This window comes from Methylomagnum ishizawai (genome assembly GCF_019670005.1).
Taxonomy (GTDB): domain Bacteria; phylum Pseudomonadota; class Gammaproteobacteria; order Methylococcales; family Methylococcaceae; genus Methylomagnum; species Methylomagnum ishizawai.
Genome location: NZ_AP019783.1, coordinates 236,833 through 249,245 on the forward strand (window position 1 = coordinate 236,833; position 12,413 = coordinate 249,245).

The 12,413-nt window shown below is 65.7% G+C and carries 13 protein-coding genes; 5 read left to right on the plus strand and 8 right to left on the minus strand.

Features of this window, described 5'->3' with window-relative positions; translation table 11 throughout:
• The first annotated feature begins 6 nt into the window (after positions 1–6).
• On the plus strand, positions 7–489 hold the full coding sequence (locus K5658_RS00985; RefSeq protein WP_221065137.1) for a YajQ family cyclic di-GMP-binding protein: 483 nt from the start codon (positions 7–9) through the stop codon (positions 487–489).
• Here K5658_RS00985 and K5658_RS00990 read toward each other — a convergent pair.
• From K5658_RS00990 to K5658_RS01020, 7 genes are all read right to left on the minus strand, one after another.
• On the minus strand, positions 436–1,215 hold the full coding sequence (locus K5658_RS00990) for a 16S rRNA (uracil(1498)-N(3))-methyltransferase (RefSeq protein WP_221065138.1): 780 nt from the start codon (positions 1,213–1,215) through the stop codon (positions 436–438). The genes K5658_RS00985 and K5658_RS00990 overlap by 54 nt on opposite strands.
• 2 nt (positions 1,216–1,217) lie before the next feature.
• Positions 1,218–2,561, minus strand: a complete 1,344-nt coding sequence (locus K5658_RS00995; protein ID WP_221065139.1) for an adenosylmethionine--8-amino-7-oxononanoate transaminase — start codon at positions 2,559–2,561, stop codon at positions 1,218–1,220.
• A 180-nt stretch (positions 2,562–2,741) separates the two neighbouring features.
• Complete coding sequence (locus tag K5658_RS01000) at positions 2,742–2,948, minus strand: hypothetical protein (protein WP_221065140.1); 207 nt, start codon at positions 2,946–2,948, stop codon at positions 2,742–2,744.
• Between the two features lie 28 nt (positions 2,949–2,976).
• Positions 2,977–4,026, minus strand: a complete 1,050-nt coding sequence (gene hypE, locus K5658_RS01005; RefSeq protein ID WP_221065141.1) for a hydrogenase expression/formation protein HypE — start codon at positions 4,024–4,026, stop codon at positions 2,977–2,979.
• A 16-nt stretch (positions 4,027–4,042) separates the two neighbouring features.
• Entirely contained in the window at positions 4,043–4,498 is a 456-nt protein-coding gene (locus K5658_RS01010) for a hypothetical protein (RefSeq protein WP_221065142.1), read from the minus strand.
• A 133-nt stretch (positions 4,499–4,631) separates the two neighbouring features.
• The gene (gene hypD / locus K5658_RS01015; RefSeq protein ID WP_221065143.1) at positions 4,632–5,726 is read right to left on the minus strand and encodes a hydrogenase formation protein HypD; all 1,095 of its coding nucleotides are present in this window, start codon (positions 5,724–5,726) and stop codon (positions 4,632–4,634) included.
• On the minus strand, positions 5,723–5,971 hold the full coding sequence (locus K5658_RS01020) for a HypC/HybG/HupF family hydrogenase formation chaperone (RefSeq protein WP_221065145.1): 249 nt from the start codon (positions 5,969–5,971) through the stop codon (positions 5,723–5,725). Before K5658_RS01020 ends, hypD begins: the two co-directional genes overlap by 4 nt.
• 150 nt (positions 5,972–6,121) lie before the next feature.
• On the opposite strand from K5658_RS01020, the gene K5658_RS01025 reads away from it, so the two are divergent.
• Genes K5658_RS01025 through K5658_RS01040 form a run of 4 tightly spaced genes read left to right on the plus strand, consistent with a single transcriptional unit; the run spans position 6,122 to position 11,741 of the window.
• Entirely contained in the window at positions 6,122–9,193 is a 3,072-nt protein-coding gene (locus tag K5658_RS01025; protein WP_221065146.1) for a DEAD/DEAH box helicase, read from the plus strand.
• A 53-nt stretch (positions 9,194–9,246) separates the two neighbouring features.
• The gene (gene dhaL / locus K5658_RS01030) at positions 9,247–9,873 is read left to right on the plus strand and encodes a dihydroxyacetone kinase subunit DhaL (RefSeq protein ID WP_221065148.1); all 627 of its coding nucleotides are present in this window, start codon (positions 9,247–9,249) and stop codon (positions 9,871–9,873) included.
• A 32-nt stretch (positions 9,874–9,905) separates the two neighbouring features.
• Complete coding sequence (dhaK, locus tag K5658_RS01035; protein ID WP_221065150.1) at positions 9,906–10,895, plus strand: dihydroxyacetone kinase subunit DhaK; 990 nt, start codon at positions 9,906–9,908, stop codon at positions 10,893–10,895.
• A 3-nt stretch (positions 10,896–10,898) separates the two neighbouring features.
• Complete coding sequence (locus K5658_RS01040) at positions 10,899–11,741, plus strand: SWIM zinc finger family protein (RefSeq protein WP_221065152.1); 843 nt, start codon at positions 10,899–10,901, stop codon at positions 11,739–11,741.
• 156 nt (positions 11,742–11,897) lie between these two features.
• Here the strand turns inward: K5658_RS01040 and queF are convergent, their stop codons facing one another.
• Positions 11,898–12,287 carry a preQ(1) synthase gene (queF, locus tag K5658_RS01045; protein WP_221065154.1) on the minus strand — a complete coding sequence of 130 codons (390 nt, stop codon included), beginning with the start codon at positions 12,285–12,287 and terminating at the stop codon, positions 11,898–11,900.
• Positions 12,288–12,413 lie beyond the last annotated feature (126 nt).

Genomic DNA, 12,413 nt, shown 5'->3' on the forward strand with positions numbered 1-12,413 from the left:
CCGCCCATGCCATCCTTCGACGTGGTATCCGAGGTCAATCTGCACGAGGTCGCCAACGCGGTGGACCAGGCCAACCGCGAGGTCGGCACCCGCTTCGATTTCAAGGGCACGGGTGCCCATTACGAGTTGAAGGAGGCGGTCGCCACCCTGCACGCCGAGAACGATTTCCAGCTCCAGCAGATGCTGGATATCCTCCGGCCCAAGCTGACCAAGCGCGGGGTGGATATCGCCTGCCTCAAGATCGACGAGCCTAAGATCAGCGGCAAGCGGGCCACCCAGGTCGTCACCCTGCGGCAAGGCTTGGATGCCCCCCTGGCCAAGCAATTGGTCAAGCTGGTCAAGGACAGCAAGCTCAAGGTGCAGGCCGCGATCCAGGGCGAGCAACTCCGGGTGACCGGCAAGCAGCGCGACGATTTGCAGGACGCCATCGCCCTGCTACGCAAGGCCGAGGTCGATATGCCCTTGCAATTCACCAATTTCCGCGACTGACCCCCAATCCCCCCATAACACCTGCGCCGCCGCCAGGGCCGCCAATACCGCGGTTTCCGCCCTGAGGATGCGCGGTCCCAGCCGTACCGGCACGAACCCGGCCTCCCGCGCCCAGGCCCGTTCCCGCTCCGCGAAGCCGCCTTCCGGCCCGGACAACAGGCATACCCCGCCTTCCGGCGGCGGCAAATCCTTGAGGCTGGCCGTGCCCTCCGGGTCGAAGAACAGCTTGAGTCCCGCCTGCCCGCCGATCCAATCCTCCAGCTCGACCGGCTCGTCCACCTGGGGGACGCGGTTGCGCCCGCATTGCTCGCAGGCGCTGCGCGCGATTTTTTGCCAATGGCTATGGCGGTGGGTCTTGCGGGCTTCGTCCAGCCGCACCACGCAATGTTCGGTATACAGCGGGGTGATGCGGGTCACGCCCAGTTCCACCGCCTTTTGGATGGCGAGGTCCATGCGCTCGCCACGGGCGATCCCCAGGCCGAGATGGGTGGCGAGCGGCGATTCGGCGTCGCGCTCGCGGCGTGCGCCGATGGCGAGGGCGACGCCGTCCTTGTGGGCTTCGGCCACGGTGGCGGCGTATTCGTGGCCGTCGCCGTTGAACACCGTCAAATGGAAGCCGCGCTTCAGGCGCAGCACGGTCTTGAGGTAATGGGCGCTGTCTTCGTCGAGGCGCAGGGTCGCGCCTTCGGCCAGGGGCTCGGGCAGGTACAGCCGGGAAATGCGCATGTTCAGTCCTGGGTGGCGATGGCGATGCCCGCCTCCGCCACCTGGGCCAGGAAGCGGATTTCCTCCGGCGCGATGACATAGGGCGGCATGAAATAGATGACATTGCCCAAGGGCCGCAGCAACGCGCCGTGCTCCAGGGCATGGCGGTAAACCCGCAGGCCGCGCCGCTCTTGCCAAGCGTAGGGCGTGCGGCTGGCCTTGTCCCGGACCAATTCGATGGCGAGGATCATGCCGGTCTGGCGCACTTCGGCGACCTGGGGGTGGTCGGCCAGGCCCGCCGTGGCCTCGGCCATATGCCGGGCCAGGATGCGGTTATGCGCCAGGGTGTTTCCGCGCTCGAACAGGTCCAGCGTCGCCAGCGCCGCCCGGCAGGCCAGGGCGTTGCCGGTATAGCTGTGGGAATGCAGGAAGGCCCGGAGCTTCGCGTATTCGTCGTAGAAGGCGGCGTAGACGGCATCGGTGGTCAACACGCAGGACAAGGGCAAATAGCCGCCGGTCAGCCCTTTGGAAAGACACATGAAATCGGGCCGGATAGCGGCTTGTTCGCAGGCGAACAGCGTCCCGGTGCGCCCGAAGCCCACGGCGATTTCGTCGGCGATGAGGTGGACGCCGTGGCGGTCGCAGGCTTCCCGCAGCAAGCGGAGATAGATGGGATCGTACATCCGCATCCCGCCCGCGCACTGCACCAAGGGTTCGACGATCACCGCGCAGACTTCATGGCCGTGCGCGGCCAGCGCGGCCTCCATCGCCGCGAAACTCTGGGCGCTATGCTCGGCCCAGGATTGGCCGGGTTCGCGCAGATAGCAATCGGGGCTTTGGACCGTGTGGGGCGTCATCAGCAGGGGGGCGTAGGTATCCTTGTACAAGCCCACATCGCCCACCGCCAAGGCGCCCAGGGTTTCGCCGTGATAGCTGTTGCTCAAGGCGATGAAACGGGTTTTGCCGGGTTTGCCGCTGTTGCGCCAGTAGTGGAAGCTCATCTTCAAGGCCACTTCCACGGCGGAAGAACCATTGTCGGCATAGAAACAGCGGTCCAGCCCGGCGAGCCGGGTCAGGCGTTCGGCCAGGAGGATCGCGGGTTCGTGGCTGAAACCGGCCAGGAGGACGTGTTCCAACGTATCGAGTTGGTCCTTGAGCGCCGCGTTGATCTGGGGATGGCCGTGGCCGAACAGGTTGACCCACCAGGAACTGATGGCGTCGAGATAGCGCCGCCCCTCGAAATCCTCCAGCCACGCGCCCTGCCCGCGCCGGATCGGGATGGGCGGGAAATCCTCGTGGTCCTTCATCTGGGTGCAAGGGTGCCAGAGGACGGCGAGGTCGCGGGCGGACCAGTGGGGGTTGTTCATGGCTGCGGGAAATGGTGGTTATCGGCGGGCACCGGTTCAGTCATGGCCGTCTTCCCGGTTGAAGCGCTCGGTTTGGCAACGCCCTGGGATCGATCCCAGGGCGTCAAGGTCCGTTCCCGCCGCGTTTGCGCCATAAACCTGTGCCGCGATGCCGCCCATGGAGTGGTCCTCGGGTGGGTTTCAATCGGCCTGCATGGCCTTCGCGATCAGGAAGATCCCCAGCGCGAACACGATGCCGCCGAATAGATCGAAGGGCACGCCCGGCAGGAGCGTGACGTTTTCCAAAGGGATGCCGAGCAAATCGGGGTACATCATGACGTAGCCCACGGCGGCGGCGAGCCCGCCCGCGACGATGCGGGCCTGTTTTCCGGCCAATAGCGAATTCAAATCCACGGTTATCCTCCTGTCGTCGTTATCAACAAATCCGGGGGAGTTGTTCCCCGCTCAACAAATCCAGGATGCGCCCGACCCCGAAGGCGGTTTCCAGATGCACCGCCCCGCCATGGGCCGCGACCACCCGGCCTATGATCTGGGCGTTGTCGCCCAAGGGATGGGCGCGGAGCAAGGCCAAGGCCCGTTCCGCCGCGGCGGCCGGCACGAAGGCCGCGAACCGCCCTTCGTTGGCGACATACAAAGGATCGAAGCCCAGCATCTCGCAGGCCCCGGCCACGTCTTCCCGTACCGGCACGGCGGTTTCCTCGAGCGCGATACCCAGCCCCACGCTTTGGGCGATTTCGATCAAGGTGCTGGCGAGACCACCGCGGGTCAGGTCGCGCAGGCAATGGATTTCGACCCCGGCTTCCAGCAAGGACGCCACCAGTCCCGACAGGTCGGCGCAATCGCTTTCCAGCGTGGTCTCGAAGGCCAGCCCTTCGCGTTGGGCCATGATGGCGATGCCGTGGCGCCCGATATCGCCGTTCACCAGCACCGCATCGCCGGGCCGGACCTGGGCGGGCGAAATATCGACGCCGGGACCGACCAAGCCGATCCCGGCGGTGTTGACGAACAGACCGTCGCCCTTGCCCCGGTCCACCACCTTGGTATCGCCGGTCACGATCATGACGCCCGCCGCCCGGGCCGTCGCCGCCATGGACTCCAGCACCCGCTGCAAATCGGCGATGGGCAGGCCTTCCTCGATAATGAGGGCCGCGCTCAGGAACAGCGGCTTGGCCCCGGCCATGGCGAGGTCGTTCAAGGTGCCGCACACCGCCAGCTTGCCGATATCGCCGCCGGGGAAGAACAGCGGCTTGACCACATAGGAATCGGTGGTGAAGGCCAAACGCTGCCCGCCCACTTCGAACACCGCGCTATCGTGGCGGGCGGCGAGGTAGGGATTGGCGAAGGCCGGTTGCACCAACCGTTCCAGCAATTGCTGCATCAGCCGTCCCCCGCCGCCATGGGCCAGGACGATGTGTTCATATTGGCCGATGGGGATGGGGCAGGCGGGTTGGAAATCGTCGCTCATGGTGGGGTTCCGGGGCTTATTGGGGATTGGCGGGGGTCACGGGTCCGATGGTGACATCGCCTTCGAAGCCGCGTTGCTTGAGGCATTGGCGGAAAGCGTTGCGATCCAGGCTGCCGCTGAGTTTGGTGCCGCCGGTTTCCGGGGTGGCTTGCAGGGGGCGTTCGGACTGGGCTTGGCATTTGGCGATGGCCTTGAGCAAGGGATCGGTGCTTTCGTCCTGCTTCCAGCCGAGTTTCTGCATACAGGCGAGGTATTGGTCCTCGTCCATGCCGCCGTCGAGTTCCTGGGTGGCGATCCCCGCCATGTTCATGCGGACTTCGACGTGCTTGGCGCTTTGGGCGCGGCAGTTCTGGGCGTCGCGGCGGTATTCGGTGGGCAGGGTTTGGTGCGGCTGGGAGGCGCAACCCGCCAGCAGGGCCAGCGGCAAGGCGAAATTCAGGGCTCGGAACAAAAAGGGCTGCGGAGGGTTCATGTGTGGATTCCGCCGGATGGGGTTGAAAGGGCCGGTAAGCATAACGGATATGGATGACCACGGTGGCTTTGGAGTGCGAGGCTTGCCCTGCGCTAAGCCGTCCTGCAGGGTAAGCCCCGCACTCCAAAAGCGGTTAGGCGTGGGCGGCGTGGCGGTAGCGGTAATACGCCGCGCACGCCCCTTCCGAAGACACCATGGTCGCGCCCAAGGGATGTTCCGGGGTGCAGCGGGTGCCGAAGGCCGGGCAGCGGTCGGGTTTCAGCGCCCCTTGCAGCACCAGGCCGCTGCGGCATTCGGCGGGTTCCGGCGCGGACACCCCGCCCACCTCGAAGCGGTTCTCGGCATCGAAATCGGCGTATTCCGGGCTGAGGCCCAGACCGCTGGCCGGAATCACCCCCAAGCCCCGCCAAGGCCGGTCGATCACCCGGAACACCTGGGCCAACAAGGCTTGGGCGGGCTGATTGCCTTCGCGCCGCACCGAACGGCGGTATTCGTTCTCGACCTCGTGGCGGCCTTCCTCCAATTGCTTGAGGCAGCGATGGATGCCGCTCAGGATGTCCACCGGCTCGAAGCCGGTCACCACGATGGGAATCTTATAGCGCCGGGCCAGGGGTTCGTATTCGGTATAGCCCATCACCGTGCAGACATGGCCCGCCGCCAGGAAGCCCTGCACCCGGTTGTTGGGCGCGCCGAGCAGGGCTTCCATCGCGGGCGGCACCCGCACATGGCTGACCAGGAGCGAGAAATTGGCGAGCCCTTCCCGCTTGGCCTGGAACGCCGCCATGGCGGCGGCGGGCGCGGTGGTCTCGAAACCGACCGCGAAGAACACCACCTGCCGCCGTGGATGGTCGCGGGCGGTCTTCACGGCGTCCAAGGGCGAATAGACCGTCCGCACATCGCCGCCCGCCGCCTTCACCGCCAATAAATCACGCTCCGAACCCGGCACCCGGAGCATATCGCCGAACGAACAGAGGATGGCCTCGGGCCGCTGGGCGATGGCGATGGCCTTGTCGATGCATTCCAGCGGGGTGACGCAGACCGGGCAGCCGGGACCGTGGATCAGTTCCACTTGTTCCGGCAACAGCCGGTCCAGGCCGTATTTCATGATGGAATGGGTTTGCCCGCCGCAGATTTCCATGAGCGTCCAGGGCCGCGTGACCAGGGCGGCGATGTGTTCGGTGAGTTTCTTGGCGGTGTCGGGATTGCGGTATTCGGCGAGATGTTTCATGGAAGCTCGGCCTCGTCCGCGTGCAGGGCCGCGAGCGCGGCGAATTCGGCCAGGGCTTCCGCCGCCTCGGCCTCGTCGAGCCGGGAAATGGCGAAGCCGGCATGGACGATCACGTAATCGCCGACCTGGGCCTCCGGCACGAAGGCGAGGCTGGTTTCCTTGACGATGCCGCCGAAGTTGACGCGGCCCGGTTGCTCGGGGGTTGCGGGGAGGCTGAGGATTTGTCCGGGGATGGCTAGGCACATAAGGGGGTCGCATGGGTTGGGCGCGTGGGCGCGGGGTTGGGAAACACGATGGCGGCGCGGGGAATCGCTGTCAAGCGCGGCAAAACCGTTCACGGCCCGCCCCGAACCGCTAAAATAGCCCGTTTTGCGCTCCGTTAATAAACACGCGACATGAAGGTATTGCATTGCGCATGGATTCCCGAATCCGGCGAAAGCTTCGTCCAGGCGGGCGATTTTTGGCTCTGGGCGGAACAGGGTGGGGCGGGCGCGGCGCGGGGTGGACGCCGCCATCCCCGCCATCTGCCCAAGACCGAACTCATCGCCTTCCTGGAAAATCCCCTGGGGTTGACGATTTCCTCTTATGAACGGCGCTTCCATTTCCTGGCCCGCGGCCTGTCCCTGCCCACGGCGGAGGGACTGCCGATACCCGCGCCCGAGTTCGAGCATGGCGGCGACGAGGAGCCGCCCCCCGCCGCGCTCGAACTGTGGGAGCTGGACGCCTACCGCCTGACCCGCCCCATCCGCCAACTGGGCGAACTGCGCTTCCTGGCCTATTACCATGGTCCCGAGGCCAAGCCCGGCGGCGACCTGCTGTTCTGGCATTATTTCACCCAGTCGCTGAAGGCGGTGATCCTGCGCGACCGCTATATCCCGGCCCTGGTCTACCGGGTGTCGCCCGAGGGCGGGCGCGAGTTGTACGCCGGTTGGGAGATCGTCTCCGACGACTACGAACGGCTGATCCACGAAGCCGCCCACAGGATGCCGGACGCCTGCGCCATCGTCGGCGGGGCGATGTATGAGAAAACCGGCCTGCTACGGCATTGCGCCGAGGTCTTGGTGAAACGCCTGGTGGCCCAGGCGGCGGAAGGTTCGGCCTTGGAGCGCGGCCTGCGCGGCACTTTGCTCGAAGCCTGTGTGACCGAGGGCGAACCCGTGCCGTGGAAGGCCGGCGAGCCGGTGACGCTGTACCGCCAGTGGCAGGCGTGGCGCGGCAAACTGGCGGCACGGCGCGAGGAGTCCGGTTTCACCCTGGTGCTGCAATTGCACGAAGCCTTCGGCGAGCGCGGGGCGTGGCGGCTGGAACTCTTGGTCGCCCCGCGCCGGGAGCCTTCCCGGCAAGTGTCCTTGGCCGAATATTGGCGCATGGACCAGAAAGCCCAGCGGGCGTTCGGCCTTCTGTGCGGCGGCGATCTGGACAAAAAACTCTTGCTGGCTTTGGGGCAGGCCGCGCGGATTTATCCGCCGCTGTGGGAAGGTTTGGACGAGGCCCGGCCTTGGGGCATCGCCTTGGGCTTGGAAGACGCCTTCGCCTTCCTGCACGAAGGGGCGTGGGTGTTGGAGGATGCCGGGTTCATGGTGCTGGTGCCCGCGTGGTGGACGCCGCAGGGCCGCCGCCGGGCCAAGGTCCGGCTCCGCGCCGGGGGCAAGCATCCCACCGGCAGCGGGCGGCGCGATGCGCTCGACGTGAGCAGCCTCATCGCCTACCGCTACGACCTGGCCCTGGGCGACGAAGTCCTCGACGAGCAGGAATGGCAAAGCTTGGTCGAGAGCAAGTCGCCCTTGGTGCGGTTCCGGGGCCGTTGGTTGGCCCTGGACCGCGACAAGATGCGCGAAATGTTGGACTTCTGGCGCCGTCACCAGCAGGGCGACAACGGCATGAGCCTCCCCGACCTGATGCGGAAGGCGGCGGAGGACGAGGATTTCTTCGAGATCGAGGCCCGCGACAACCTGGCCGAGATGCTGGACAAGCTCAGGGACCACAGCCGCTTGCAGCCGGCGGCCGATCCGCCCGGTTTCGGCGCGGCCCTGCGCGATTATCAGCGCCGCGGCCTGGCCTGGATCGCCTTCCTGGAAAGCCTGGGGCTGAACGGCTGCCTCGCCGACGACATGGGCCTGGGCAAGACCATCCAGGTCTTGGCCCGGCTGGCCGAGGAGCGGGTCGGCGGCGCTAAGGTCGCGCCGACCCTGCTGGTCGCGCCGACTTCGGTCATCGGCAACTGGAAACGGGAGATCGAGCGCTTCACGCCGGGACTCCGTGCCTTCATCCACCACGGCACGGTCCGGCTGCGCGACGCGGCCAAGTTCCAAGCCATCTGCCTGGACCACGACGTGGTCATCACCTCCTACGCCCTGGCCCGCAAGGACGAAAAAGTGCTGGCCCCCATCGCCTGGAAGCGGGTGGTGCTGGACGAGGCCCAGAACATCAAAAACCCGCTTTCGGCCCAGACCAAGGCCGTGCTGAAGTTCAACGCCGAGCATCGCTTGGCCCTGACCGGCACCCCGGTCGAAAACCGCCTGCTCGACCTATGGTCGATCTTCAATTTCCTCAATCCGGGCTATCTCGGGCGGCAATCGCATTTCCGCCAGCGCTACGAACTCCCGATCCAGCGCGACAACGACCCGCGCTCCGCCGAAACCCTCAAGCGGCTGATCGAGCCGTTCGTGCTGCGCCGGGTCAAGACCGATCCCGATATCATGCGCGACCTGCCCGACAAGCTGGAAAACCGCCAGTTCTGCAACCTGTGCCGGGAACAGGCTTCGCTGTACGAAGCCGTGGTGCGCGACGTGGAACGCCATTTGAACGAGGCCGAGGGCTTCAACCGCCAGGGCTTGATCCTCTCCACCCTGACCCGGCTCAAGCAAATCTGCAACCATCCGACCCAGTTCCTGCGCGATGGCAGCCCGTTCAGCCCGCTGCGCTCGCCCAAGCTGGAACGGCTCCGGGATATGCTGGGCGATGTGGTCGGCGAAGGCGAAAGCGCCCTGGTGTTCACCCAATTCGCCGAAATCGGCGAGCGCCTGGAAAAGTATCTGGCCGAGGCGCTGGATTGCCCGATCTATTACCTGCACGGCGCGGTGCCCGCCGCCAAGCGCGAGCGCATGATCGCCGAGTTCCAGAATCCCGACACCGGCCCCGCCGTGTTCGTGCTGTCGCTGCGGGCGGGCGGGGTGGGCATCACCCTGACCAAGGCCAACCATGTGTTCCATTTCGACCGCTGGTGGAATCCGGCGGTGGAGGACCAGGCCACCGACCGCGCCTTCCGTATCGGCCAGCAAAAGAACGTGTTCGTCCACAAGTTCATCACGCTCGGCACCTTGGAGGAGCGCATCGACCGCCTGATCGAGGAAAAGAAGGAAGTGGCCTCGCTCATCGTCGGCAACGACGAATCCTGGCTCAGCCGCTTAGATAACGAGACCTTCCGCGAGTTGATCGCCTTGAACCGGATGGCGGTGTTGGAATAGCGGGCGGGTAGAATACCGTCGATCCGACATCGTCCATCAGCACGGGTAAGCCCATGAACACCGAATCCATCCTCCGCGCCGCCGAGGCCATCCAAGCCGCCCTCCTGGCTCACGAAGCCGATATCGAAGCGCTGGACCGCGCCATCGGCGATGGCGACCATTTCATCAATATGAAGCGCGGGGCGGCGGTCGTGGTCGCGATGCGCGACGAACTGGCCGCGCTCGCGCCGGACGCCGCCTTGCAGAAGATCGGCATGAAGCTGCTGTCCAGCATCGGCGGGGCTTCGGGGCCGTTGATCGCCAGCTTTTTCCTGGCGATGGCGAAAACAATGCAAGAGCGGGGCGCGGACGGCTGGCCGCAGATCGCCGCCGCTTTCGCCGCCGGGGTCGCGGCCATCCAGAGCCGGGGCAAGGCCGATCTGGGCGAGAAGACCATGCTGGACGTGCTGATCCCGGTGTCGCGCTGCTTCACCCGTTTGGCGGAGGCGGGCACCGAGCCCGCCGCGCTGTGCGCCGAACTCAAGCGCGAGGCCGTGCAAGGCATGGAATCCACCCGCGATATGATCGCCAGCAAGGGCCGCGCCGCCTTCCTGGGCGAACGCGCCATCGGCCATATCGATCCGGGGGCCAAGACCAGCCAAGTCATGATCTGCACCGTGTGCGATTTGGCCTCGACTTGAAATCCCATCCCCTCCATCAGGAACCCCAGCCCATGAAGAAATTTATCAACGCGGTGGACGACGTTTTGGTCGAGAGCCTGTCCGGTTTCGCGGCGGCCCATGCCGATCTGGTCCGGCTCCAACTCGATCCGCATTACCTGTGCCGGGCGCAAAAAGCCCAAAACAAGGTCGCGATCATCTCGGGCGGCGGCTCCGGCCACGAGCCTTTGCACGGCGGTTTCGTGGGTTATGGGATGCTGGACGCGGCCTGTCCCGGCCATGTGTTCACCTCGCCGACCCCGGACCAGATGCTCGCCGCCGCCGAAGCGGTCGAAGCGGGCCGGGGCGTGTTGTTCATCGTCAAGAACTACGCGGGCGATGTGATGAATTTCGAGATGGCGGCGGAACTGCTGCCCTTCGACCACGCCACCGTGTTGACCAGCGACGATGTGGCGGTCGAGGATTCCACCTACACCAGCGGACGCCGCGGCGTGGCCGGCACCTTGATCGTGGAGAAGGTGGTCGGGAGCCTCGCCGAAACCGGGGCCGATCTGGCCGCCTGCCAAGCCTTGGGCGAGAAGGTGAACCGCCGCACCGCCTCCATGGGCGTGGCCTTGACCAGCGGCACCGTGCCGGCGGCGGGTCGGCCCACCTTCGACATCGGCCCGGACGAACTGGAAATGGGCGTTGGCATCCACGGCGAACCGGGCCGCCGCCGCGAAGCGCTGCGCCCGGCGGATGCCATCGTCGGCGATGTGCTCGCCGCCCTCATCGAAGACCTGAAACCGGAACCCGGCAGCCGGGCCTTGCTGTTGGTGAATGGCTTCGGCGGCACGCCCTTGATGGAACTGTATTTGCTCTACCACGCGGCGGCGCGTGGGCTGGCGGAACGGGGCGTCGCGGTGGAACGCTCCCTGGTCGGCAATTACGTCACCTCGCTGGACATGGCCGGGGCTTCGCTCACGCTGTGCTTGCTGGACGACGAAATCCTCGCCCATTGGGACGCGCCGGTACACACCCCGGCCTTGCGTTGGGGCCGCTAAGCCATGACGACCAAGCAGGGCAAGACGTGGTGGGGTCGGCGTTTCCTCGAAGGCTTGGAAACCTTCACCGAAAGCGGGCGTTTGGCGCGGGGCCGGCAGTATGCCGCCACCCAGCGCATCGCCGAATGGGGCATCCGTGGCAGCCGGGTCGAGGCGAAAGTGAAGGGACAAGCCAGTCCGTACTATGGCGTCTACGAAGAGCCGGTCTATCGGACCCTGGTCGAGTTCACGCCCATCCCCGACGCGGCCTGGAACGAGGCCATCGGCCAGATCGGCGGCAAAGCCGGATTCGTCTGCCGTTTGTTGTTCAACGAGATGCCGGACGAGATCGAGCGGCCCCTGGCCGGACTCGGGCTGTCGCTCCTACCCCAGGGCCGCAAGGATGTCGCCGCCGCGTGTTCCTGTCCGGACGCCGAGAAGCCTTGCAAGCATGTCGCCGCGCTGTATCACCTCCTGGCGGCCAAGCTGGACCACGACCCTTTCCTGCTGTTCGAACTGCGCGGGCTGTCCCGCGCCGACTTGGCGCTGCGGCTCAAGGCCACGCCTTTGGGCGCGGCCCTGGCGGCGGCGCTGACCGAGAACCTAGGGGAACCCGAACCCGCCCGCGCCTTCTTCCACCGCCCGGAGCCGGTGGCCCTGCCCGCCACGGTGTCGCCCAGGGATTTCTGGCGCGGAGCCAAGCGCTTGCCGCAGGGGGTGGAATCGCCGCCGCCCGCCGCTTTATCCGGCATCCTGATCCGCAAGGGCGGGGATTATCCGCCGTTCTGGGATAAGGAATTGTCCTTCGTCGAGGCGATGGACGGCTTCTACGAACAGGTGCGCAAGAAGGCCAAGGATTGGATGTAAGAGCGTGTTTTAAAAGTCCTTATCGGTCGAGTCGTCTGATCATCGCGATGTGGATGAATGCCTCGCTAGCGGCGGTCTGGACCTCGTAGTCCTCGCTGAGGCGGCGGTAGCGGTAGAGCCAGGCGAAAGTCCGCTCCTGCATCCAAATAAAAACCCCTACGGCAACGCCACCACCACAGGCGCGACCCAAGCCGGATCGCGATGTTCCGCTACCACCGTCGTATAAATCCCGCCCCGCACGTTGAACTTCGCGGTCAGGCGCATGAAGCGGGGCCGGGTCGCTTCGACCAGATCGTCCAGGATGCGGTTGGTCACGGCCTCGTGGAACGCGCCCTCGTCGCGGAACGACCAGGCGTAGAGCTTCAAGGACTTCAGTTCCACGCACAACTGGTCCGGCACGTATTCGAGCAGGAGGGTGGCGAAATCCGGCTGGCCGGTCTTGGGGCACAGGCAGGTGAATTCGGGGACATCGATGCGGATGGTGTAATCGCGGCCCGGTTGGGGATTGTCGAAGGTTTCTAGCGCTTTGCTGGGTAGTGTGGACATGGCTCTGAATGGCTAAAAAGGCGGGAAACAAGCCCGCCAGGATGAAGAACGCCTTGCGGATTAGCCGGTTATAATAGCCGGGCCATTTTCCGCAAACCATCCGACCACGCCCACGCCCTTGTTATC